Genomic DNA, 23,693 nt, shown 5'->3' with positions numbered 1-23,693 from the left:
GTTACTCCTCAATCTGCGATTGCAGATAATTTTCAATGCCGGTGTGTTTAATTAAAAACTGTTGCGCTTCAATCCAATCAACATACTCTTCTTCGTATTCCAAAATATCTTCGAGTAGTTCACGGCTAACAAAGTCATGCTCTTGCTCACAAAGCGCAATTGCTGACTTAAGCTCAGGAATTTGCTCCATTTCAAACGCTAGATCACAACCAAGCATTTCTGCAGTATGCTCACCAATTTGCAGCTTTTCTAGGTGCTGCAAATTAGGCAATCCCTCTAAAAACAAGATCCGCTCTATCAGGTCGTCGGCTTGTTTCATGTCTTTAATCGACTTTTTATAAGCTTTTTCGTTGAGCTCTTGCAACCCCCAATTTTTGTACATACGGGCATGTAAAAAGAATTGGTTTATCGAAGTTAGCTCTAAAGTCAGTATCCTATTTAGTACATTCAGTACTTGCTTGTTACCCTGCATGGGGCCCCCTAAAAAACAAACACACGCTCTTTAACCCTAGTTCAAAACACCGAGCTCGCAAGACTGATTGGCACTAAATAAATATTTAATATATTCTTTTAAAATAAACGACTTATAACATTATTGAGAGTGATTCACATTGTCAATCGCAGTTGTGATTGCACTGCGTTTATCGTAGTGATTTAAGGCTAGTCACTGAGTCAGGTTTTTGCCACTCGTTGGAGGTGATGAGATTCTGAAACAAGTTCAGAATGACACAATAGAGTTAGAATAACGCTATGGATTTAGAACGAACTAGTAAGTTCAAAGAATAATGTCCGTGGTTCAAAACAACAAGACCCATTAGCAAGGCAGCGCTTCCCAAGCATTAACATGTCGTCTTCGAGGCGAAGGTCAGAATTTCTTGAGCAAATTATATTATTTTACGGCGTTACTTTATTACCCCCAAATATCAGCGATAGGTGCTCGCTTTTTACAAATGCTTTTTAACTTGAATATTTAAACGTTTCGCTAGACGCACTAAGTTTGCGCGGTCTAAATGTAATTGACGCGCAGCCGCAGACCAATTTAAATGGTTTTCTTCAAGCGCTGCTATAATTTCAATACGCTGAAACTCATCCACTGCTTGCTTTAGTGGTTTGCCGTTTGAGTGAGCAACTTTGGCTGATTGCGTCATATTTTGCTCTAACTTGCCTTGTTGTAATTCACAGTATTTGGGCTCAATACTAATGATATCTGCAGGCCATTGTGCTTGCTTAGCTCTTAGTGCACTGCGACTGATCACATGCTCAAGCTCTCTAATATTTCCCGGCCACTCGTACTCTAATAGTATATTTTCAAGCTTAGAATTGAGCGTCAGCTGCTTGAGTGCTAGTTTCTTTCTTACTTGCTCAATAAAAAAGCCAGCTAACAATAAGATGTCGTCACGCCTAGCCTTAAGTGGTGGTACAGTGATTGGATAAACACTTAAACGATGGTAGAGATCCGCTCTAAAGCGGCCTTGCTCAATTTCTTGTTCTAAATTGCGGTTGGTTGCGGCAATCACTCGCACGTTTACTCGTGCTGTTTGATCGGCTCCTACAGGTTGGATCTCGCCATTTTGGAGTACGCGCAGTAACTTACTCTGAATGCTAAGTGGCAGTTCGCCAATTTCATCTAAAAAAATAGTTCCGCCATCAGCCAATATGAATTTACCTTCACGATTTTTATCTGCGCCCGTAAATGCACCTTTGCGATGACCAAAAAATTCGCTCTCGGCTAAGTTCTCTGGCAACGATGCACAGTTTACTTGCACAAATGCTTGGTCGGCCCTGCGTGAATATTTATGTATATTACGCGCAACCAGCTCCTTGCCAGTGCCTGTTTCACCTTGAATAAGCACACTAAAATCTGAACTTGCCACCAGCTGGATATCGCTCTTAAGTGATTGCATAGGCGTACTTTGGCCCACCATATCGTGAGTTGATTGGCTTAGCTCCGAAACCAAAGCATGACCATGCTGGGCCTTGCGCAACAGCTGCTCATTGTATAACGCACATTTTAGCTGCTCGGCCACAATATCGTTTACATGCTGCAAGAACGACTCGCTATATTTTGTAAAACTGCCGGGCGTTAAGCTGTCGAGCGTAACTATCGCCATCAGATCTTGCTCATCAAATAATGCAAACCCCATACATGAATGCACTGGTAAATCGCCGTCATTTGCAAGCAACAAGCCGTCATATGGATCGGGTAAATTACAATGTTCATCAAAACGCAGTGCACCACTAGAATGGCTAATTGCAGCTAAACGCGGATGTGCGCCCAGTTCAAAACGACGCCCAAATGTATCTTTGGTTAACCCCTCAAGTGCAACAGGAGTAAGTGTGCCATTTTGATTGAGTAATAAAGCCACTGCATCTGCGTTGATACAAGCCTTAACAGCTTGAATTAAGGCACTGTAAAACCCGTTTACAGTATGAGACAAATGCGAAGGTTGGGCACGAGTTAACGTCACACTTAAGGTAAGCAATTGAGAGAGTATTTGTGGCTTCAAGTCAAAGTGACTCATATGTTTATTTTTGAATAACAAAAGAGTAAGTCAAATTGACTCTAATCTCAATAAGAAATAATTAAACCACTGATTTTTATATAAATAAAAGTTGGCATATACGCTGCTATACCCTTCTTATGATAATCACTCATAGAGGTATTCTATGCACACACCCACTGAGCTATTAAAAGTTGCCAATGTTGCTTTAGGTTTTTTTGCACTTAGTTTTACGGCCACAATTGTAGCCAGTTATCCACTGGCTGGGCACTTTGCTTTACCTTCGCAAGTTGCGTTTCATATTTGTTCTATCGTAACGGCTGGCTTGTTCAAGCTTAGCTACGTTATTCGCTGCGTTTGCCAATATCAACTTGGCATGGAGGTAAAGTGATGCGCACCATAAACCTCGCTGAACCTATTCCTACACAAGCACCATGGTATGACGTTAGACAGTGGCCTATCTTCATGCTCGCATTTAGACCCATGTTTTTGGGCGCGGCTACTTGGGCTGTGGTCAGTATTGCACTTTGGGCGGGTATCCTATCCGGTACGCTGATTTGGGATAGCGCAATCCCCGCGACCCTTTGGCATGCACATGAAATGATTTTTGGTTTTGCCGGTGCCGTTGCAGTAGGTTTTTTGCTCACTGCAGCACAAAACTGGACCAATGTACCCAGCATCAATGGCGTTAAGCTTGCGCTGTTAGTCTCCTTTTGGCTGGCCGCACGTTATGTATTTTTTGCGCACCCCACCCTACTGGCTGTGACACTGACTGTCCAAACTGCGTTTTGGCTGATAGCCATCATTTGCTTGAGTAGCATGCTGCTGCGAGCAAGGTCAAAAAACAACTACGTTTTTATAGCGATTCTATGTGCGCTATGCACATTTAATACTTTGTTTTTTATTCTTTTATTGCAACAAAACTTTGAGCTTGCACGCAGTTTTACGCACATTGCAGTGCTGTTGTTTATGCTACTCATAGGTATCGTAGGTGGTCGCGTTATTCCCTTTTTTACCGCTCGCGGTCTGGCGCTCAACGAACAAGTACGCACACCCAAATTAGACCGTTTACTGCTATGGACGAGTGTTTTAGGCATTATCGGCTTTGTGTTAAGTCAAGTTTTTATGCTGCCACTTAACCCCGGATATCTAATCGCGCTGGCCGCATTGATGCATCTAGCACGCAGTATTTTGTGGTTTCAAAAGCGCGTTATTTTCGTTCCGCTGCTGTGGTCTTTGCATTTAGGCTATGCACTGAGCGCACTGGGTTTAGCGCTTGTAGCCAGTAGTTTATTTACAACACATGTCTATTTTAATGATGCGCTGCATTTAATAACGCTAGGTGGCATTGGCCTTACCATCATGGCCATGATGGCGCGGGTATCTTTAGGCCATACTGGTAGACCTTTACATGTGCCTGTAATCATCAATATTGCCTTTATAACAATCACCTTGGGCGCATTGTGTCGAACGTTTTTACCTTATTTTATCAGCCCTCATCAAGCATGGCTTTACAGCGCAGCGCTCTGGTGTGCGAGCTTTAGTTTATTTGTATATCACTACTTTAACGTGTTAACGCAAAAACGCGTTGACGGTCGTCGTGGTTAATTTTTATCTTTGGAGTTTATATGTTATCTGAGCGCACTATTAGTTTAGTTAAAAGCACAATCCCATTATTGAGTAGTGCTGGCAGTGCCGTTACCGCGCATTTTTATCAACGACTGTTTACTCACAACCCTGAGCTTAAACACATTTTTAACATGACCAATCAACAAACGGGTAAACAGCACTTTGCTTTGTTTAATGCCATTGCCGCTTATGCGACACATATTGACAACCCGTCGGTGCTGCAAGAGGCCATAAGCCGCATTAATCACAAACATGTGAGTTTGAACATTCAAGCTGAGCATTACAATATTGTGGGCCATCATTTGATTGAGACGCTTAAGAAGCTGGCACCCAACGAATTTACACCTGAGATAGCACAAGCTTGGCGCGAAGCTTATGCATTACTTGCTGATTTGTTTATTACCCAAGAAGAAGGACTGTATCAACAGGGTGAGCAACAAGTGGGAGGCTGGCGTAATCAACGTGCTTTTATCATTAGTGATATTGTGCAAGAGTCTGTTAACGTTAAAAGTTTTTACCTTACGCCTAAAAATGGTTGCGCTATTGCAAGCTATCAGGCTGGTCAATTTATCGCGTTGAGCGTACAACCTCCACTCAGTGACTATACACAAATACGTCAGTATTCACTGTCACAATCTGCGAATAAAAACACCTACCGAATTAGCGTCAAAAAGCAAGGTTTAGTGTCTACTCACTTACATCAGCTAGTAATTGGCGACACCGTGCTACTCTACCCGCCTGCTGGTGATTTTGTTTTGCATAATACACCCACTGACAAGGTATTTATCAGCGCGGGGGTTGGTATTACTCCTATGATGGCCATGCTTGAACAGGCACTAAACTCGCATAAAAACAACAAGCTGTTGTTTATTCACGCCTGCGCCAATGAAAGTGAACATAGTTTTAAGCAAGTGATTGAGTCAAAAGCGCAACAACATAAAAATCTAAGCAAAGAAATTTGGTATGAAAACACCCAAAGTGGCGACCAATCAGGGCGCATCGAACTATCACAAAGCAAGTTAGCTTTACCGCTAGAGCATGGCGAGTTTTATCTATGTGGTCCAACAGCGTTTATGGCAACGATAAAGCAGCAATTACTCTCGCTAGGTGTAGCACCCGCACGCATTTTATACGAAGTGTTTGGCCCTCATGAAACCTTGTAACGCTTAAGTATTTAGCCCGATGCGCTATCCAAGTTAGGTAGCGCATATCCAAATACACGGCAGTACATGCCGCATAGTCGCAGGGCATGCGCAAGCAGAACAAAACCCTGTGAAAATACACTGTTTTTACAGCCAGCAGTTTGTAATTTGCCCGATAACATTATTACGGCCCGTTTTGTCCAATTTTGACGGCCAACGTTTTTGAGTGCTGCTTAAGAATTGTTTACATTGAACTTTTTGCGTGGGAAGATTGAGATACGTAATATAACCCGTTTTGTCGGTATTTATTCCGACATTTTGGGGGGAGAATAAGCTGTTATGTGCGATGAGTTCGATTAAGGTGATGACGGATTATCAATGCTTTCCAATTTGGCACTATGGAAGTGACAATGTTAGGGAAATTGATCCAGCCACTCTTCCAATTTCAAAAGAGTTGGTTGCATCGTTACTTGAATGGGCTTCAATCTATGATGCAACTTTAAACAGTGAAGACCCAATAAATTCAGGCTTTCTTAACGAACCAGCTCACACTGACTTTATTGAAAAAGGATTAGAGCTAGCACAAAAGCTAAAATCTGAACTTAAAAGTACAGAAGTTTATTATTATTACGAGGGAATGAGGCGAGATGTTCGCATATAACAAGGCGCTCAAGTTCACTCACTTCGTTCGTTGGCTGGCGCTTCGCGCAGTATAGCCAACTCAAATTGCCCCTTAGCTTTGCGTTAGGTGCTCAATAGTGCTGAGTAAATCAGAACAATACGAATACATAGAAAAATATAGTTATCGAGAGTTATGTGAAAAATACGGGGAAAGTAACCTTGCCTCTATATTTAACTTATCTCTAGAAGAATATGTTGAATGGGAGTCACAAAGACCTCTAAGCTCTTTCGTAAATACATCACGAGATGGCTATGATGGACTTTATTTACTTCATGAAGATGGAGTCTGGAAAGTTTTTTGGCAGGAACGAAAAATAGCGCATGATTTTGATCTTGAAGTATTCGATAAGTATATAGATGCACGCAAACATCTAGCTAATATTCAAGCACCATCTTTTATGCAGCGTCGAAACAAAAAAGCACCTAACAAAACAATCAAAACGGAAAAAACTATCTGGCTTCGCCAAATCGCTAGATTTTTCCACTTATCGTAAGCTTTATATGCCATGGATGATGTGACAAAGTCTAAGAGTTATTTAATCCAAGCTCTGCTAAATATAGTTGCAGGTCCATTCGGACTTTTTTATTCCAATTTAAGTGCAGGAATTTTTCTGAGTGGATTGTGTATTTTTTTAGCTCCAATGCTTGGTTTAGGCATTTATTTAACTTGGGCTATTTCACCTTTTATTGGTGCATTTTGCGTTTATAAATACAATTCGCGAGGCTATTAGCTGCTCTGAATTGGCATAAACAAGCCAATTATGGCAGGGACGCAAAACGCTTGGCTTGCACTCCTTCGTCGCTTATTTTAGCCAACAATTTTTTGCCTGTTAACATGTTAGCAATCTAGGGAAGTATGCTATGTTTGTTCATGTTAGCCTCTGCTGTTTAGTTATATTGCAAACTAATTATGGCTCTCGTGACGCTTTGCTGGCTTTTAACTAACCAACGAAAATGGAGCTAATACCTTATGGTGAGTTATTATGTCTGAGTGCACGGGTTAGCTCAAAAAGTTAAATACCTATAAGGATTTATATGAATCATAAGTTTTGGATAGTAAGATCAATCAAAGTTTTTTTAGCCGTAATGTTCATACTTATTGGCGTTGAATTAATTAAAGGGCATGATATTTATGATTCGGTAATATTTTCGTTAACGTGGGCATTTTTAACTACCATTGTTTTTAATATCATCAGAGTTTACCAATCGCGTAGACGAGTTAATTGTGCGCTTTGCGATGACCCACCAAGGTCAGAGAGTTCAGACAAATAGCTTAACTTCCAAGTAACGATTGTAATTTAAAATATTGCAATAGGTCGTTAGAGTAGAGAAAAAAGCGATTAAAGTGCAACTAACGAGCTGATCTATCGCCTATAGGCATGGCTTACTTACAGATGAGCGCCTTCCCTACTTTGCTTCTTATTGTACCTCGAATTACCTTGGGCAGAAGATGCATAACAAACTGTTTAAAGTAGGCAAAATCATCTTGGTTCGGTTCCGCTTCGCTTCACATTTTAGAGAACTATTAATCAGCCCCCTATGCGTTCGCTATACACTCATGACACTATAATGGCGTTAAGTTGTCATATGAATGACGTATCAAAAAATAGGATTTTTCCTGATAATAAAGTGAACTCTTTTATCGGAGGAAGTAGTAATGGATATGAAATTAGATAAAGTAAAACTAAAACAACTTAGAGAGTCTAAAGCTTGGAGTCAGTCCCACCTGGCTGAGGTAAGTGGTCTCAGTTTGAGAACAATTCAACGTATTGAAAAGTCAGGCATTGCTTCACCTGAATCCGTAAAGTCTCTTTGCGCTACATTCAGCATTCAAATAAACAACCTTTCAATAAATGAAGAGTCTCAAAAAGAGGTTAAGCCTGCTCTTTCAAGTGTGATTAGTCACAAGCTCTCTAGTATGGACAAGAAAGCGACTGTTATCTCATTTAGCCTTGCTTTCGCCATCGCTTTTATCTTAACGATGTAGCGTGTATAACAAGAAGAACATTATAAAGGACAGTCACAAACATTTTTCTTATGTCCTTATTCTTTCTAGCTTCATTCTTCTTCTAAAAAGTAACCAAGCAGCCCAAAATAAACCGGTCAACCCTATTGCTGTATAAATAGCTGGAGAAGGATTGTCGATTGAGCTTATAGACCCTGCATAGGATGCAATGAGTGAATAAGGAACCGTACTGATCAACCACAACACTATAAAGTTATTAAACGGCATCTTGCTCATCCCAGCCATACAAGCAGAGATTTCAGGCAGAATAGGTGTAGCACGAGACAACAAAATGACTACCGCCCCGTGATTATTAAACATAGCAATAGCTTTTTCGCGTTCCTCCGTGTCTTTTATTAAAAAGTTAACAAGAACATAGCCATACCTCCTGCTAATTCCATATCCACAGATCCCAGCAACGAGTAGCCCCGTAATTGATGCGATAGCTCCGTTCAATGGGCCCAAGAAATAACCGCTCAGTAGCATCACTGTTAAAGTTGGGATTGCTATAAGCAAATCAGCAAAGAGTAATAAGGAAACAATCAAAGCAACATATATAGGGTCTGCAGATTTCGCCAAATCGAGCCATATCTCGATTTTTTCTACAGTTACAACCCCCGTTGATTTCAATATGATGAAGGTGCTAGCGAAGCACAAAGCTAGAAACAACATAATTTATATCAAAGATTTCATAATTTTTAGCCTTGTTATTACGGGTAAATAATTGGGATGATGACTTCATCTTTAGTTTCTTTAAGCTCTAAATAGGCATCCTTGAAACTAGGAGGGCCAGTCCACCCAAGTTTTGCTCCATTTGTAAATCCAAGACCTTCAGATGGATATATCCCAGTCCAGTTTTTCGAAGTTTTACCGTCACCGTTTTCATCATGAAGCACTTTAATCGCGTACTGCTCTTCTTCTACGAAAAAGCTTAGTGACAATTCACTTGCATCTGCTTTTTCACGCTGCACCACTAATGCTTCATTGTGAGCTTTTGGAAATCCCTTTTTTGTAAACAACATAACAAGAATAAAACCCGGTTTACTGGTATCAATATTGACAACTTTGACCGATATCTCCTTTGCACCAACGGCATTAGAAATGAGCATTAATACAGCTCCCAAAATGAACAAAAGAAAAAATGTGGTATTTTTCATGGCTAAAGTCCTTTCATGATTTTCTTTGCAATAAAAGGGGCGACTAAAAGTAAAAGCCTTAGGAGCTTAACTTTCCCGATGTTATTGATGGTTGAGGCGTTACTAATTCCATCTAAGATATCAGTTGCAGCTTTCTTTGCCGTTAGTTTCCCCTTGCCTCTTTCTGCTGTCATGGGAGTATCCACAAGAGGTAAAAAAGCTTGAATGACTCTGACATTGGTTTCCTCCAATTGATAATTTAAACTTTGAGAAAACACATTCATTGCTGCTTTGGTTGCACAATAGACAGCCGAGTTGGTTTTAGGGGCAAGAGCTAAACCTGAATTAATATTGGCAATGATGGCTTGTTGTTGGTTGTTTAGTAGAGATGGTAAGAGTAAATAGCTAAGCGAACAAACGGCAGTTAAGTTCACATTAATCTCCGGCGAAATGGCATCGTAATTAAAATCGTCGTCCAGATAAGTTGGAGAGCTTTGTACAGCAGCATTATTAATTAATAAATCAATGCTTTCGTAATCTTTAACAAGCTTGTCAGCAGCTTCTTCATAGCATCTAGGATTTGAAAGATCACATGGGTATACGTCAATGCTAGGAAATTCATCCTTTAGTTTGTCTAACCTATCGGACTGCCTAGCGATGACAATAACTTGATTTGAGGAATGTAATAATTTGACCATTTGGTAGCCAATACCAGATGTCCCCCCTGTTATAACGATGTTTTTTTTAACTAATTGCATTTCTCTCTCAATTGATTTAACTAGCATTGAATAGAAATTTAATGTTAAAAAAGGTTTGACGCATTAACCCAAGTTAAGATTAAGGTTGAATTGAGAGATTATAATGTTCGTAAGAACACCTAATGGAGACCAGTAGTGTATTTAGATGATTTTTTAAAACAATACGGTAGCTCGGTCAACCTTAAAAAAGGAGAGCATGCATTCTATCAAGGTGACTCAAACAGCTCTCTTTATTTTGTGGTAGCTGGTTTGCTTAAAGCATATTACATTTCTTTAGATGGGAAAGAGAGTATAAAGTCATTTATTAAGCCAAAAAATATCATAGGTAGTTTAAGCGTGCTCCAAGATAATGGGGTTTGCAGCTTTAATCTTGTAGCATTAGAACAGACACAACTTATTCGCTTGCCACTTTATATGCTGATTGAAGCTTCAAGTCAGTTCCACTCTTTGTCACAACAACTAGTCAATATACTGATAGAACTTTCCATGAAAAAGGAACAGCGTGAATATGATTTTTTGACGCTTTCTGCTGAAGATCGCCTTCTGAAGTTTAGAAATGCAGAACCAGAGTTATACGAGAAGTTAACTCAAATAGACGTAGCCAAACACATAGGCATCACACCTGTTGCATTAAGTAGAATAAAACGAAGATTGCAAATATAGTATCTAAGTGCCCAGCGTAAAACATAGCTGCTAGTTGTTGAACATAAGTAGAACTGCTGAATTAATCGCTAAACCGTGTCTAAAAACCTAAGGCTTAATTGGGGCTCATAAAGCAGTCAATCGAATATCTGCAGTACATGCAGTATCGTCGTTGAACATGCGCAAGCAGAACAAAAATCTGTAAAAACACACTGTTTTTACAGCCAGTAGTTTGTAATTTGTCAAATAACATTATTACGCCCCGTTTTGTCTAATTTTGACGACGACTATTTTTGGTATTCAAATAGATAACCTTTCAATAAATGAAAAGTTTCAAAAAGAAGTTAAGCCTTCTCTTTCAAGTGTGATTAGTCACAAGGTCTCTTGTATGGATAAGAAAGCGACTGTTATCTCAGCGACTGTTATCTCAGCGACTGTTATCTCATTTAGCCTTGCTTTCGCCATCACTTTTATCTTAACGATGTCGCGTGTATATCAAGTGCAGTCAAAACGGACCCATACTCGCAGGCTGATTTTTACTAATCACTTCGCTGCAAAAACATAATACACCAAGAGGTGCAGCCCATTTTTTACCTCAAAAAGCCACAAAAATCAGCTAAGGTTGATACAATAATGGGAAATGTACTAAAAACGAGTAATTCTACAGGCGCTTTGTCGAAACAGGAGATTTAATGATCAAAAATGCAGTAGAACAAGCAATCGAAAATATCAGACTCAAGTCTCAAGGCATTGACTCTTCAATGGTTAGTGCTGTTACAATCAATTTCCATCCCGATCGCTTTACTACTGAGAATAAGCCAATACTTCAAGCTATCGCAGCAGACGGCTATCTGAAATCACAATTTGAAACGGGCACAAGCAATGGCGGCTTGACCGCTTATGCTGGCGGTGAACGTTGGCTATGGGAACAAAGGGTGTTTGATGGGGCATACGACGATGCTTCAAATTGCCTTCGACCAAAATATGGTGCTCTAAATTTCAGAAACTACGAAACAGGTGCATCTCCACGGTTTGGATCAGCGTACTTTCAACTTAAACCTCACGTTTGTGCTCGAACAACATTTTGCTATCCAGACAGCTATTTTGAACCTGAAGACTTTGCTGTTTTCAATCGAATTAGCTCTTTAATAGATAAAGCATTAGCTTCAAACTCAGACTTGTTAGACGACTATATCGAAGCACATATACACGGCAAAATCTCAATAAAAGACGACATTGAATGTCTTGTTCTTGATCCAGTTTTTCGCACAAGCCGTATTGAGCAACAAGCTTTTAACTTAGGTGTCCCAGTCAAATGGCATAATGGTTATCGGCTTAGTCTAGAAGAAATGAGCCGCTATCCTGACTATCGCGGCCAGAAGTATATTGACCTAGCTAAAGAGCTAGCTCAAAACGGACACATAAATGCAAAGGTACTGGGTTTAGCGGTTACAAAGCAAGGCTACAATGAGCAAGATGTGAAAAAAGTATGGCATTACTTGGCTAGGTTTGGCTATAAGTCAGCACAAACATAACAAAAGACTATAGCGTGAATAACCAAAACTCATATATGTCCTTTAAGCTTATCCCTATTAGCTAAACAAGTTTCAATTGCAAAGTCTGAATAGTGATTTGAGCGACCACGCCCACCGAGCTTTTCGGTATTTTTCCACTTTAAAGATGCGCTACCGCTTAGCCAGATATTGATATTACCGCATTGTGTAAAAGCTCGATTGTATTGTGACCAATTTCTTATTTATCTTAACCGTTGGACAGGTGTGTTGGATGATCAGATCGCTCTACGTCTGATAAGTTTCATAATTTAGGAGACAACACCGTAAATTAATGAGCAGTTTAGTGAAGGGAGTAAGATTTACACAGTACAGTAAAGCATACACGGTAAATTTTACTCCAAATAACTTATTTAACCTCAGGTTTAGACATATTCACTTATCCAAAACGGAGAAGTTATTTACCTTCTCGCTATAATCCAAACTGCGTGAATTATTCCAGGAAGGTAGCCAAATAACGTGAGAATAATGTTCAGCCAAAAGGCCCCGCCAAGGCCTACTTGTAAGAACACACCAAGCGGTGGTAATAAGATTGAGAAGATGATTCGAATTAAGTCCATTAGGGTTCCTTATGTGTTAAGTCGTACTTAAGTCACAGCAGTTTTCATGCCATTAAGTGGAATTGGAACTAAACTTGCTTTTACTGTATACCTTGAGTAAAGATTAAGCTGATTAGTAAATGATAGATTTCGAAATCAACATCGCCTTAGTGTTATTTCATCTTATACAAATTGCGACTGCTTTTTTGTTAACTTTACCATTGGCGATTAACCGCGAATATAAGTCCGATAGTGCAGGCTTAAGAACATTTCCATTAGTTGCCATTTCCTGCTGTGCGTTTGTACTGGTTGGTATTGATGTTTTTTCTGCAGGTGATGCTCAAGCGAGAGTCGTGTACGGGATTATTACTGGCATTGGATTTATTGGTGGTGGGGCCATTTACAAAAGCGATGCCCATATTGAGGGAACGGCAACGGCTGCTGGAATTTGGCTCACTGGCGCTATTGGGATTTCGGTTGCGTATAGTCGTTATGAAATTGCGTTGGTGCTAAGTGCCGTTGGATACTTGGTTTTTCAATTACTTGAACCTTATAAACATAAGGATGAAAAACAGAAAAAACATAGCATAAGTCAGTAATAATATACATCTAGCCTGACCAGTTTGTAAGGATAAAAATGATAAAGTTTCATAGCCTAAACCAATCATATCGCAAAGTTATTAACAGCATTGCATTTTACCCCTCTTTAATTGCCATTATATTTTTAATTTTTGCGTTAATTACATTGTTTTTTGAGTACTTGGAACCAGTTAAACAGTTTGAACTGCGTTTCTCTTTTGTTCTTGTTGATAGTGTCGAAAATGCCCGTACGATTCTAAGTATTTTAATCGGCAGTATTATATCACTCACCGTTTTTAGCTTTTCAATGGTGATGGTTGTACTTAATACTGCCAGTATGAATCTTTCGCCACGTCTCGTACCTGGGCTGATATCAAAAAAATCACATCAGTTGGTGTTAGGGTTTTATTTGGGGAGTATCATTTATTCCACAATCATACTGATAAACATTGATGATGTATCAAGTAATAATACCATTTTAGACATTCCCGCTTTAGGTATTTTATTTTCACTTTTACAGGGGCTAGCATCCCTTGTATGTTTTGTGTATTTTATTCACTCTATTTCACAAACTATTCAAGTGGACAGTGTATTAAATAGTCTATTTTCTAAAACAAAGTGTGAAATGAATGCGTTAGCTGAACTGCACCAAAATCAAGATGAGGTGAGTTCAAGTACGCTTGAAAAGTGGCATGAACTACAAAGTAACACCAGCGGATACTATAAAGGGGTCAAGGCTAAGCAGCTATGTAGTATATTGGCGCGTGAAGAGTTATCTCTTTATGTTTGTGTAAAGCAGGGATACTTTACGGTTAAAGGTTACCCGTTTCTGCGCTGTAATAAGCCAATAAAAAATGACACACAACTAGTTGAAGAAATTTTATCTTGCTTCATTTTTTATGTAGAAGAATATATTAGTGATCATTATAGCTATGGCATGACGCAAATATCGGAAATTGCTGTTAAAGCAATGAGCCCAGGCATTAACGATCCGGGCTCTGCAGTTAAAGCCATTGACATGTTGAGCCTATTATTAATTAAACGTATGGAATTGAAAGACATTAGCATTTCTAGTATGCAAAAAAATGTAAACTGTAGATTGTTTTTTCATGAAATTTCAATAAATGAACTGCTGCATGATAATTTCACACCAATTAGGCATTATGCAAGAGGGGATGCTTTTGTGATGGAAAACATATTGGAAGCATTTAAAAACATGCTGTTTTTTACTAGTGGAAAAGGGTTAGTTAGCGAGGAAATATATCGCTATTTATACGCAATTATTAGCGATATAAATAGAAATATATATAATCACTACGATAGAGAAGTACTGCGCAATATGCTTGAGGCTATTTCCCGTGTAAATCCTGAGGAAGGAGATAAATTATTAACTTATTATGACAAACAATAATTGGGCCAAGTTATTGCTTGCACGACTGGTTGTGACTGATAAGGGGGTTGTTTCCTAAATCATAGAACTTCTAAGGATTAGTGCGATCTGATCATCAAACTCACATGCCCAACGGTTAAGATGAAAAAGAAAATCAGAAATTGGTCACAATACGATCGAGCTTTAATACAGCGTGGCAACATCAATCTTTGGCTATGTGATAGCACAACTTTAAAGTAGAAAAATACCGAAAAGCTCGGTGGGCGTGGTCGTTCCAACTACTTTTCAGACTTAGCAATCGAAACCTATTTAACCTTCAGAGCTGTTTTTAATTTACCGCTGCGCGCTTGGGAGGGGGTTGTTAACTCCTTACTCAATATCATAAATATGACGCTGCAATCATCAGGCTATTGCTATTTATGTAAGCGAGGTAAAACCTTGGCGGTGCTGTATCGACCGTCTGCAAGTAAGGGTTTACGGACATTGTTGTCGATAGTACCGGGCCTAAAAGTATACGGTAACTGCGAATGGCACACACGGAAACACCATGCAAGTAAGCGTCACACTTGACGAAAACTACACATTTAGCAGTTGATGCCTCAAACCACGATATCGTAACTGATGAGCTGTCATCGTACGGGTATCGGATGGCGAAGCACTTTGAGATTAACTGCGGCCGTAGAGATATAGATAGGGTCACGGGAGATGGCGCTGGTGACACGCGCAGTTGTTATAACGAAGTGGCTGCAAAGAAAGCGATTTTGCGTACTCTTCCAAGAGAAAAAGCACGATACTGGAGTAAAGGTCATCCAAGGGATCATGCTGTGTTTATGACAAAGCAGATAGGTTTAAAGCGATGGAAGGTGAATTCAGGCTACCATCTTCGCTCACTCGCAGAGACTGCTATGTATCGGTTTAAGCAGTTAATGGGCGATATACATCATGAGCAGGCTAGGTCTGCCTGAACATCAATCTCAAGGGTGAAATGCGAGTTTGAGATCCACCTCCCTATTTGATCCATAAGGCCGCTCTTGCCCTGAAAATAATACTTGAACATACTTTAAATTCAGATGATTACCTAGAAATTATTTTAATAAATTACAAAACTCCATCTGGTTTTTATGAAGCCAAAAGAGTGCTATCATAATATTTTCTATGGGAAAAATTATGAATGGATTCTTCGAAATGTCCTCCATAAAATAATCAAAAAGCCTAATGATGTTCATAGATATATCGCGCTATGTTCGACTTATATTGCGAAAATTTTGAGTTTATGGATAACCTTGGGCTAGGTTACGGACTTGGTTCAACTTGCCCTGATGATTTCAATGATAAAGTTGATAACTTTTATCCTCAGATTATTGATGAAGCTAAGAGAGCCATATTGTGGCTAGATACTAGAAAAATAGTAATAATGTGACATAGTGGTGAGTATCAGGGTATCAAATACGATGACAACCGGAGCCCCAAAGAAACAAGCAAACAGGTAATAAAATACAAAGATCAAAAAATGATGGCAGCTTTGGTTGTAAATACAACTAATAAACGCATGGACTAGTAAAGATTAGCTAAGTTTGACACTTATAAATCTAAATTAATGGAAGATCAATAAATGAAAAAATTGCACAAAGAGTATTTAACTGAGTGTAAAAATGCCCTTGATGTAGAACAGACTCACAGTTTATCAGCCACGGATAATTGGGCGCATGTTAATAGAGAGCTTGTCCATCAGGACTGGGATGTTTTATATAAAAAACTAGCTGAACATATTGATAAAACAGCGGTTGATAACGAAAATATTCAAGCATTAATGAAAGAGCACTTTGAAATCGCTTGTCGATTTTATACTCCGTCTAAAGAAGCATATATAGGTATGGGTATATTTTATAAAGAAAATGAAGATATGAAAAAGTTCCATAACTCCTACCACCCCAAAATGGTTGATTATTTAGGTGATGCAATAGTTTATTACGCACAGAGTAATTTATAAAATCACATAAAAAGCCATTTAAACGGAAAAATAACTGTGGCCATCGCTTCGCGATGATAGCGAATCATTATTTTTTGCTTATGAAGCGTTAGTTGTTTCTCTCTAATATCAGGCACTAGGCGGGATATCTACTGATTGATTTACAAGGTTTTTTTTTGCAATGATGCCGATAGTACTTTCTCCTGGTGCCAGCTTCACTCTAGCTATATCAAATACCTAAACGTCGGGGGCTAAAGGAGCTTTTAAAGTCATAGTAGGCACAGGGCTGGGTATACTAGTCCATGGATCGCTTGTGGGGGCTGGTGTCTCTAGTTTCATTGTAAAAAATGCTATGCTGCTAAATGCTATGAAGCTAGCGGGTGTTATATTTTTACTCTATCTTGGCGTGAAGCTATTAATTTTAGGTTTAAAATTTCGAAATGGCAGCTTCACTGAACTTAAAGAGACGAGTATTAAAGAAGCATTCCTATTAAACATTTTTAACGCTAAAGCCCTATTATTTTATTTGACGGTAGTGCCAATTTTCGCAGGTGTTGAGTTTGTTGCCTACCTATACCTTTGTGTATTGCATGTGCTCGTTATGTCGGTATGGACTGCAATATGTAGCTATATGTTTTTGTTAGCAAAAAAAAGGGCCTGTTTCTCTAAGGTGAATATGGTTGTAAACACTACAGGGGGGATGTGCTTGGTGTACTTTGCTTATCTATCCGCTGTGAATTTCAACAACTAAAACTAACGTGTACAGGCACTCGAATTTGGCACTTCAGTTCAGAATTCAGATAGCACACTTCATAGTGCAAAACCCTAACAACCTAGTAAGGGTAAGTGTTTTAGCTTTTTGTAGCGCAAACCCAGCTCAATGCAATGTTTAATCGCATGCTCAGATAACTCGCTACATAAGCTTAATTTAATTGCCCGACTACCTTCAAAATCTAGTTTATCCGCGTACAGTTGGCCAAATGTATCGACCAATTTAGTATTACAACTAAAAAACAAATAATAGCTATCTGGCGTCTTTCTTTTCCAATCTATTCTAATAGGGCTTCCATGTTTAGCTTGATAGCTCAGCTCTCCCCACTTCAACGACTCTTCAACCTGCCCTAAAGCTAACTCTTCGGCTACGTTATAAATTAATGATCTGAGCTCGATTAATCTGGTTTGAACCAATTCAGGGTATTGGCCAATATGCTGTTGTGCTAATAAACTCATCTGCACCTTAAGACCCCTTGTTTGCCAGCCAATACATTACGTTTAGTAAAAAACGCTCATTTTGCTCCGCTCCCGGTGATACTAGCCCCAATTTTTGACCTGTAGGTATATAAACTTGCGAGGTAAACATACTGGCTTCTGCAAAGACAGCAACTCGGCCTCTTTCAATCTCTAGCACTGCACCTTGGGACCAACCTTCGATTGAGATCTGTGGTGTCTTTTCATTTACTGCAAATGGTTTATCAGGCAACACGGCCTTCATCCCTTTGGGTATTTGCAGCAAGTTTATAGCTGCCTCAGGGGCCTTAAAAGCGTCGCCGCCTAAACTCTTCACCTGAGTAATTTGGCCCGTTCGTGCAGTGCTGTTTAATATAACGTGGTGACTAAGCGTCTTGTTTTGGGTGCTAAAGGTCACTTCTTGCACATGCCCATTGGCAAACTCAAATCCAAAGGCACTCGCTATTTGCTCAGCAGCTTTGGGGAATGGAATATGGTCAGCGATTAAAAGCAGTGCGCCGCCTTGACTAACCCACGCTTTAACGGCTTTCACTTCTTCAGGTGTAAATGCACTATAGAACGGTCCATCCCAGTTGCGGCTATTGTCTTTATGGAGGGCGTTAGCAATTACCAAAATATCAGCCTTAGCTAAGCTTTTAGAACTGAACTGCTGTTTATTTGCCTTAACGTTATAGCCATCACTTTGCAGCACTTGTGCAAATGGCCTATAACGCGTATTTATGGTGTGAAAGTTGTAATGTGCTTGGTCAATTAACACCACAGGCGCTTGCGCTATATCAAAGCGTGCATAGCTATTTTGGGGTTTAAAGTCTGGGTCTGGTTGCTGTGGTAAATTATCACCAACACACCCTGCTAGAGCAATTACAAACAAGCTAACCAACACGCACCGAAATAGCATCACCGACTCTTCCTTAAAGCCTTAATATATTGGTTTAACATACCAAAACTAGGTACTCAAAACACGCCCGCCAACAAATTCTTACATAATGTTTTAATTATTTGGCGCAGATTTACGGGAATTATAACGAATAAAGCCACGCCCTTATCAAAATCAGGATTTACGTGACAATAGTATTGGATCTCTTGTTTTGCACTTGCCCTAAGTGCAGCTAAATCTTGCTGACTATAGTTAGTGGTTCTAGAAACACTTACCAAACACCTCAGAGAATTAACTGTACTCACCAAACCACACGCATTGAAGTGCTCAAACAGATTAGTTGGTGCTTCGTTATCCTTGTGCGGCCAAATAATCCCCGTTTTTTTAGCAATGGCTCGATACATAGCGGGGCTCAACATGGTGTCTGCATAATAATGTTTTCGCCATGGTGATTTTAGCCACGACTTGATGCTTTCTAGCAAAGAAAACTTAAACGTATTACCGCCTTGACGATATTGAGGTAAAAACGCCGCTGAGGCTCGAATAACTGTAATATTCTTTTGCGCACTGAATGTCAGTAAACAATACCCAACAAGCTTGTTTTGATGATAGTAAAGCCGTAATTTTTTTTGATATGGGTCAGCATTATCGAAGTATTTAGCCAGATAATCCTGAGGGTTGATATTGGCAAAGCTCGCTTGGATAATCTCGCTTATCTCACGCCTTTGAGCCTCGCTTAACCACTGTTTTGTTTGCGTTAAGTCATGTGTTCTGAGTTGCATACAGCCACGTCCGTTAAAGTAAGCGTCAATTACAACGTTTTCTATTCGCTTTATCTCTTTTTTTCTCGTTCTATTTTGGGTTGGTTTAAAAAAGACCGCCTATTTGGCAGTCTTTTTAGTGATAACGCTCAAGCGTTTATATCATCTCTTATTTGATGTTACGAGCATCAGTTGGGTTTTCACAAGCAAACCAGCTGCCACATCCAAGTTGGCCTCTGCGGCTGTAGTAAATGCCGCCAGCGACTTGTGGTGTTAAGTCTTTTACCATAGTTTTAGAGTCTAGAGATAAGTTTTTTACTTTCTTTTTATTGAGTTTTATTTTCATTCTATAATCCTTTTAATTTTAGCCTGAATCAATTTCAGGTGAACAAATACTAAGCTGAATCAAGTGTTAAGTCACACGTAAAAGCACTGGCAAAACTGTCAGTTTACGAACATTAATATCTAATTGATGTTATGAGATTTGATATGTTAAGTTACTAAAAAATATAGAGTTAGGTATAGCGTAATGCGTGACATTCCATCCCCTGAACATGTTCAAAAAATTCTTATTGTTTGCATGGGCAATATCTGCCGTTCCCCAACTGGCGAAGCGGTATTAAAACATCAACTGGCCAAAGCTGGACTCAAACATATTGAGGTCGACTCGGCTGGCACCATTGCTTACCACCAGGGTAACGCTCCCGATAGACGCAGTATGGCTGCCGGTAGAAAACGAGGTTACAGTTTCGACACAATGCATGCGCGTCAAGTAACCCCCCAAGACTTTGAATATTTTGATTTGATCTTAGCCGCCGACAAAGCTAATTTGGCCGATTTGATGGCGCTGTGTCCACAGCAATACCAACATAAATTAAGACTGTTTTTAGAATTTAGCCATAGCCATTATGTTGAAATTCCTGACCCCTACTACGGAGAAGGCGATGGATTTGAATTGGTATTAGACCTAATTGAAGAAGCATCTACGAATCTAATCAAACAGCTACAAAAAAGATAAAAAATAGCGATAATTTTTCTCGCCAGATGGGGGCGCTTGTGGTAGAAATAGCGACCCATTTTCCAGAGCAACATACTTGAACACTTCCACTAATTTATTTGAGCAAATCGCACTAGATCTACAAGTGCATGGCGTTAGTATACAAAGCTTAGAAGCGAATGAACCGGTATTATTGGCACTGAGTAAGCGACTTGAACATTTATCACAAAAAGACTTTTACAGAGCAGGTATTGGTCGTCAAGAAGATCATATAAAAAATAAAAAAATACGCCGCGATAAGATTCATTGGTTGGATAATAGTGACCCCGACGAAGCGCTTTTTTTATCTTATATGCAAGATTTACAAAGCTACTTAAATCGCAGGTTATTTTTGGGCTTATTTAGCTACGAATGCCATTTTGCACAATACGAACCGGGCGCGTTTTATAAAAAGCATTTAGATGCATTTAAAGGAGAAACTAACCGTATTCTCTCAACCGTATTGTATCTAAACCCCAACTGGCAATGTACCGATGGCGGAGAACTTGCAATTTATGACCCACAAAACCATGAGCAACTTTTACAGGTTGTGACGCCTAATTATGGTACGCTGGTGACTTTTTTAAGTGACGAGTTTCCGCATGAAGTATTGCCAGCTAAAAAAACACGCTATTCAATAGCGGGCTGGTTTAGAGTGAATACGAGTGTAGGTGGTAATATTGACCCGCCACAGTAAAATGTGGCATTGGACTCATTACACTTTTTTACTTTAAGAGTTTGACAGCAAAGCCTACTATTGCACTTTAATAACAAAGCAAGGAGCAATAATGCACAAGGTTTTGCTGGTTAGCTCGTTCATTACACTACTATCTGGCTGCATATTCGTCCCCAAAGATGTTACTTACTTCAACGAACAATGCCAAACGTTCAACAAAAAATCAGTGCTCGATACATCAACATCCGTTGCTTTGCAAAGCTGTGACGATAGCACTTGCGCACTTATGTTAGCCTCTGCTGGCTTAGTCAGTGCAGCCAGTTTAGTGGTGTCGGGCAGCATTGTGGTGGTAAAGAATGTAGTTTATTGGAAGGAAAACAAAAGCGATTGCAAAGCGCAAGAACAAAACACTCAAGACAAGCAACCTGAAAACAATCATCAGCAAGGTAAGCATCCAGAATTAAGCGACATTGAACGCGGCTTGGTAAATAAAAAAGCTTAAAAATCGTCATGACACTAAGCATTTGTACTCTTTATTTATAATTCTCATCTCAAGGAATGAGCCATGAAAAATATTTTCCTATGCTGTTCAATCACCCTTTTTATCAACGGCTGTATGTTTGTAACCAAAGATGTCCGTTATTTTGATAAAGAGTGTCAAGTCTATGCAACTAAAACAGTATTAGATGTCGAAATGATCAAAGCCGCCAACCAACATAGCCGTAAATGTACCGAAACTTGCCCTGCCCTTACGGATAACAACGTATACTTCGGTGCTGCAAGTTTACTCGTTGCAAGTGCCGCCGCTGTCTCTAAAAACAATCAACACTGGCAGCAAAGAAAGCTAGATTGCCGATTACAAGAAGCGAGTAAGCAACAACTAATCGTGCAAGATAAAGCCAAAAGTGATATCAGCGACATTGAGCGGCAATACTGAGCTAACTGGCTATCACTCATAAAAACCCTATAAATACTTAACGAACAACATAATCCCTATGGCACTAATCGCTATAAACAAGCGCAAAACCTTGCTCTCTAAATAGAGTTAACTATCATCTTGTTCTAACTTTGTTAGGTGCAACTGATCTTAAACTCAGTTGCCTCGTAGTAACCTCTATTAATTTTATTTTTGCTCTACAGCAAAAGTGTTTCACAAGCTCTCAAGTTGTTGTTTGAAGAAGAACAATATAGTGTGCATACACTTCGTTATTGACAGCATTTAAACAAAGGTAATCATTATGAAAAAAGTACTTATTCCAGTGACTAATCATGCAACGTTAGGCAGTACAGAACAGGCAAATGGTACCTATGCGCCAGAGCTCACACACGTAGTTCATGAGCTAAACAGCAATGGCATTGCGTTTGATATTGTCTCTATCCAAGGGGGGAAGGCACCTCTTTATGGCACAGACATTGAGGGCGATGAAGTGAATATGCAAGTGTTGAGCGATACGTCATTCCAAACGCAAATCAACAATACCTTGGTAGCTGCACAAGTAAGTGTGGATGATTATGATGCCATTTTCTACCCAGGCGGCTTTGGTTTGCTAACTGACTTAGCCAACAATGAAGAAGTGGCTGCAATGGCGGCAAAACATTACGAAGCCGATGGAATAATTGCAGCGGTATGTCATGGCCCAGCAGCATTATTACCAATCACATTAAGTAATGGTGAGCCTTTACTTGCAAGCAAACGTGTGACCGCGTTTACTCGAGAAGAAGAAATCGATTTTGGTACTATTAATGATATTCCATTTTTGTTAGAAGAATCACTCACTCGCAAGGCTGCACAGTACAGCAAAGTACAACCTTGGGGCGAATTCGTGGTTGAAGACGGCCGCGTTATTACAGGTCAAAACCCAACAAGTGCGCATGCTGTGGGTAAAGCATTAGTTAAATTATTATCATAAGAGTGGAGTAAAATGATAAAAGTACATCACCTAAATCAATCACGTTCAACACGTGTTTTATGGCTATTGGAAGAGCTTGGCATGCCGTATGAAGTTGAGCAACACGAGCGTGATAGTACAACGCGTTTGGCTCCGGCTAGTTTGGCAAAAGTGCATCCGCTTAGCAAAGCGCCAATTATTGAGCATAATGGCGCGGTGCTTTGCGAGTCAGGTGCCATTATGGAGTATATTCTGGACCAAGCCCCACATGCGCATTTACGCCCAGAGAAAGGTACACAGGCTTACTACCAGTATTTAGAATGGCTGCATTTCGCTGAAGGGTCATTAGCATTACCTGTAATTACCAGCTTGTTGATGCAAATGGAGCAAAGAGATGGCACCAAACCGATGGATGGATATATCAGCAAAGAGTTGCAGCTAGATTTTTCGTACATCGATACTGTACTTTCTAAACAACGCTATTTTGCAGGCGAACAGTTTTCTGCCGCAGATATTATGATGACGATTACACTAGAAATCGCACATAGTTTAAGTTTACTTGCTGGGCGCGATAACATCGCTCGCTATCTTAGCGATATGCAAAGTAGAGAAGCGTATAAAAAAGCCCGCGCGTTTGGCTGATAAGCCACGTTTTAAAGGTTTA

30 protein-coding genes and 2 pseudogenes are annotated in these 23,693 nt (G+C 39.7%); 21 read left to right on the top strand and 11 right to left on the bottom strand.

What is annotated here, in order from left to right; all coding sequences use genetic code 11:
• Position 1: 1 nt before the first annotated feature.
• Entirely contained in the window at positions 2 to 472 is a 471-nt protein-coding gene (gene bfr, locus HG263_RS05265; RefSeq protein ID WP_171625029.1) for a bacterioferritin, read from the bottom strand.
• A gap of 472 nt (positions 473 to 944) precedes the next feature.
• Positions 945 to 2,522 (bottom strand): nitric oxide reductase transcriptional regulator NorR, encoded by a 1,578-nt coding sequence (norR, locus tag HG263_RS05260; RefSeq protein ID WP_171625028.1) that lies wholly within the window; start codon positions 2,520 to 2,522, stop codon positions 945 to 947.
• 145 nt (positions 2,523 to 2,667) lie between these two features.
• Here norR and HG263_RS05255 point away from each other — a divergent pair, with 145 nt between their 5' ends.
• The 6 genes from HG263_RS05255 to HG263_RS05230 all read left to right on the top strand — a co-directional run bounded on the left by HG263_RS05255 (position 2,668) and on the right by HG263_RS05230 (position 7,940).
• Complete coding sequence (locus HG263_RS05255) at positions 2,668 to 2,892, top strand: hypothetical protein (protein ID WP_171625027.1); 225 nt, start codon at positions 2,668 to 2,670, stop codon at positions 2,890 to 2,892.
• Positions 2,892 to 4,109, top strand: coding sequence for an NnrS family protein (locus HG263_RS05250; protein WP_171625026.1), 1,218 nt, complete (start codon positions 2,892 to 2,894; stop codon positions 4,107 to 4,109). The genes HG263_RS05255 and HG263_RS05250 overlap by 1 nt, the downstream gene beginning before the upstream one ends.
• Positions 4,110 to 4,129: 20 nt before the next feature.
• Positions 4,130 to 5,293, top strand: coding sequence for an NO-inducible flavohemoprotein (gene hmpA, locus HG263_RS05245; RefSeq protein WP_171625025.1), 1,164 nt, complete (start codon positions 4,130 to 4,132; stop codon positions 5,291 to 5,293).
• A gap of 325 nt (positions 5,294 to 5,618) precedes the next feature.
• Positions 5,619 to 5,933 carry an immunity protein CdiI family protein gene (locus HG263_RS05240; protein WP_171625024.1) on the top strand — a complete coding sequence of 105 codons (315 nt, stop codon included), beginning with the start codon at positions 5,619 to 5,621 and terminating at the stop codon, positions 5,931 to 5,933.
• A 97-nt stretch (positions 5,934 to 6,030) separates the two neighbouring features.
• A complete protein-coding gene (locus tag HG263_RS05235) occupies positions 6,031 to 6,447 on the top strand; it encodes a hypothetical protein (protein ID WP_171625023.1) in 417 nt (138 codons plus the stop codon).
• A gap of 1,163 nt (positions 6,448 to 7,610) precedes the next feature.
• A complete protein-coding gene (locus HG263_RS05230; protein WP_171625022.1) occupies positions 7,611 to 7,940 on the top strand; it encodes a helix-turn-helix transcriptional regulator in 330 nt (109 codons plus the stop codon).
• Between the two features lie 48 nt (positions 7,941 to 7,988).
• On the opposite strand, the gene HG263_RS05225 is transcribed toward HG263_RS05230, so the two are convergent.
• Genes HG263_RS05225 through HG263_RS05215 form a run of 3 tightly spaced genes read right to left on the bottom strand, consistent with a single transcriptional unit; the run spans position 7,989 to position 9,852 of the window.
• Positions 7,989 to 8,630: a TVP38/TMEM64 family protein gene (locus HG263_RS05225; protein ID WP_171625021.1), complete on the bottom strand. Its 642-nt coding sequence runs from the start codon at positions 8,628 to 8,630 to the stop codon at positions 7,989 to 7,991.
• 38 nt (positions 8,631 to 8,668) lie between these two features.
• Complete coding sequence (locus HG263_RS05220; protein WP_171625020.1) at positions 8,669 to 9,115, bottom strand: DUF2141 domain-containing protein; 447 nt, start codon at positions 9,113 to 9,115, stop codon at positions 8,669 to 8,671.
• Positions 9,116 to 9,117: 2 nt separating this feature from the next.
• Positions 9,118 to 9,852, bottom strand: coding sequence for an SDR family NAD(P)-dependent oxidoreductase (locus HG263_RS05215; RefSeq protein WP_171625019.1), 735 nt, complete (start codon positions 9,850 to 9,852; stop codon positions 9,118 to 9,120).
• A gap of 135 nt (positions 9,853 to 9,987) precedes the next feature.
• On the opposite strand from HG263_RS05215, the gene HG263_RS05210 reads away from it, so the two are divergent.
• From HG263_RS05210 to HG263_RS05200, 3 genes are all read left to right on the top strand, one after another.
• The gene (locus HG263_RS05210; RefSeq protein ID WP_171625018.1) at positions 9,988 to 10,515 is read left to right on the top strand and encodes a cyclic nucleotide-binding domain-containing protein; all 528 of its coding nucleotides are present in this window, start codon (positions 9,988 to 9,990) and stop codon (positions 10,513 to 10,515) included.
• A gap of 367 nt (positions 10,516 to 10,882) precedes the next feature.
• On the top strand, positions 10,883 to 11,059 hold the full coding sequence (locus tag HG263_RS05205) for a hypothetical protein (RefSeq protein ID WP_171625017.1): 177 nt from the start codon (positions 10,883 to 10,885) through the stop codon (positions 11,057 to 11,059).
• 127 nt (positions 11,060 to 11,186) lie between these two features.
• Positions 11,187 to 12,029, top strand: a complete 843-nt coding sequence (locus HG263_RS05200; protein ID WP_171625016.1) for a DUF3626 domain-containing protein — start codon at positions 11,187 to 11,189, stop codon at positions 12,027 to 12,029.
• A gap of 29 nt (positions 12,030 to 12,058) precedes the next feature.
• Here HG263_RS05200 and HG263_RS22750 read toward each other — a convergent pair whose 3' ends face one another.
• Positions 12,059 to 12,202, bottom strand: a complete 144-nt coding sequence (locus tag HG263_RS22750) for a transposase (RefSeq protein WP_369334497.1) — start codon at positions 12,200 to 12,202, stop codon at positions 12,059 to 12,061.
• Positions 12,203 to 12,466: 264 nt separating this feature from the next.
• Positions 12,467 to 12,625, bottom strand: coding sequence for a YqaE/Pmp3 family membrane protein (locus HG263_RS05190; RefSeq protein WP_171625015.1), 159 nt, complete (start codon positions 12,623 to 12,625; stop codon positions 12,467 to 12,469).
• Between the two features lie 119 nt (positions 12,626 to 12,744).
• On the opposite strand from HG263_RS05190, the gene HG263_RS05185 reads away from it, so the two are divergent.
• From HG263_RS05185 to HG263_RS05160, 6 genes and pseudogenes are all read left to right on the top strand, one after another.
• Complete coding sequence (locus HG263_RS05185) at positions 12,745 to 13,203, top strand: MgtC/SapB family protein (protein WP_171625014.1); 459 nt, start codon at positions 12,745 to 12,747, stop codon at positions 13,201 to 13,203.
• A gap of 38 nt (positions 13,204 to 13,241) precedes the next feature.
• Positions 13,242 to 14,594, top strand: a complete 1,353-nt coding sequence (locus HG263_RS05180; RefSeq protein WP_171625013.1) for a DUF2254 domain-containing protein — start codon at positions 13,242 to 13,244, stop codon at positions 14,592 to 14,594.
• 240 nt (positions 14,595 to 14,834) lie between these two features.
• A pseudogene (locus tag HG263_RS22745) lies at positions 14,835 to 15,143 on the top strand (transposase); the annotation flags it as partial.
• Positions 15,140 to 15,538, top strand: coding sequence for a hypothetical protein (locus tag HG263_RS05170; RefSeq protein ID WP_171625012.1), 399 nt, complete (start codon positions 15,140 to 15,142; stop codon positions 15,536 to 15,538). The pseudogene HG263_RS22745 and the gene HG263_RS05170, both read left to right, overlap by 4 nt.
• Positions 15,539 to 16,185: 647 nt before the next feature.
• Complete coding sequence (locus tag HG263_RS05165; RefSeq protein ID WP_171625011.1) at positions 16,186 to 16,563, top strand: TipAS antibiotic-recognition domain-containing protein; 378 nt, start codon at positions 16,186 to 16,188, stop codon at positions 16,561 to 16,563.
• Between the two features lie 235 nt (positions 16,564 to 16,798).
• Positions 16,799 to 17,293: pseudogene (locus HG263_RS05160) on the top strand (LysE family translocator); the annotation flags it as partial.
• Between the two features lie 74 nt (positions 17,294 to 17,367).
• Here the strand turns inward: HG263_RS05160 and HG263_RS05155 are convergent.
• The 4 genes from HG263_RS05155 to HG263_RS05140 all read right to left on the bottom strand — a co-directional run bounded on the left by HG263_RS05155 (position 17,368) and on the right by HG263_RS05140 (position 19,774).
• Entirely contained in the window at positions 17,368 to 17,772 is a 405-nt protein-coding gene (locus tag HG263_RS05155) for a DUF1801 domain-containing protein (protein ID WP_171625010.1), read from the bottom strand.
• Between the two features lie 7 nt (positions 17,773 to 17,779).
• Positions 17,780 to 18,688, bottom strand: coding sequence for a DUF4350 domain-containing protein (locus HG263_RS05150; protein ID WP_171625622.1), 909 nt, complete (start codon positions 18,686 to 18,688; stop codon positions 17,780 to 17,782).
• 56 nt (positions 18,689 to 18,744) lie between these two features.
• Positions 18,745 to 19,449 carry a hypothetical protein gene (locus HG263_RS05145; RefSeq protein ID WP_171625009.1) on the bottom strand — a complete coding sequence of 235 codons (705 nt, stop codon included), beginning with the start codon at positions 19,447 to 19,449 and terminating at the stop codon, positions 18,745 to 18,747.
• Positions 19,450 to 19,597: 148 nt separating this feature from the next.
• Positions 19,598 to 19,774 carry a hypothetical protein gene (locus HG263_RS05140; RefSeq protein ID WP_171625008.1) on the bottom strand — a complete coding sequence of 59 codons (177 nt, stop codon included), beginning with the start codon at positions 19,772 to 19,774 and terminating at the stop codon, positions 19,598 to 19,600.
• Positions 19,775 to 19,957: 183 nt separating this feature from the next.
• On the opposite strand from HG263_RS05140, the gene HG263_RS05135 reads away from it, so the two are divergent.
• From HG263_RS05135 to HG263_RS05110, 6 genes are all read left to right on the top strand, one after another.
• A complete protein-coding gene (locus HG263_RS05135) occupies positions 19,958 to 20,446 on the top strand; it encodes a low molecular weight protein-tyrosine-phosphatase (protein ID WP_171625007.1) in 489 nt (162 codons plus the stop codon).
• A 76-nt stretch (positions 20,447 to 20,522) separates the two neighbouring features.
• Complete coding sequence (locus HG263_RS05130) at positions 20,523 to 21,161, top strand: 2OG-Fe(II) oxygenase (protein ID WP_171625006.1); 639 nt, start codon at positions 20,523 to 20,525, stop codon at positions 21,159 to 21,161.
• A gap of 91 nt (positions 21,162 to 21,252) precedes the next feature.
• Positions 21,253 to 21,642, top strand: a complete 390-nt coding sequence (locus HG263_RS05125; RefSeq protein WP_171625005.1) for a hypothetical protein — start codon at positions 21,253 to 21,255, stop codon at positions 21,640 to 21,642.
• 63 nt (positions 21,643 to 21,705) lie between these two features.
• Positions 21,706 to 22,077: a hypothetical protein gene (locus HG263_RS05120; RefSeq protein ID WP_171625004.1), complete on the top strand. Its 372-nt coding sequence runs from the start codon at positions 21,706 to 21,708 to the stop codon at positions 22,075 to 22,077.
• Positions 22,078 to 22,378: 301 nt separating this feature from the next.
• Entirely contained in the window at positions 22,379 to 23,050 is a 672-nt protein-coding gene (locus tag HG263_RS05115) for a type 1 glutamine amidotransferase domain-containing protein (RefSeq protein ID WP_171625003.1), read from the top strand.
• 12 nt (positions 23,051 to 23,062) lie between these two features.
• Complete coding sequence (locus HG263_RS05110) at positions 23,063 to 23,671, top strand: glutathione S-transferase family protein (RefSeq protein ID WP_171625002.1); 609 nt, start codon at positions 23,063 to 23,065, stop codon at positions 23,669 to 23,671.
• The last annotated feature ends 22 nt before the right edge of the window (positions 23,672 to 23,693 follow it).

The organism is Pseudoalteromonas caenipelagi (genome assembly GCF_013140855.1).
Taxonomy (GTDB): Bacteria; Pseudomonadota; Gammaproteobacteria; order Enterobacterales; family Alteromonadaceae; genus Pseudoalteromonas; species Pseudoalteromonas caenipelagi.
This window is presented reverse-complemented; position numbering and strand designations above follow the sequence as displayed.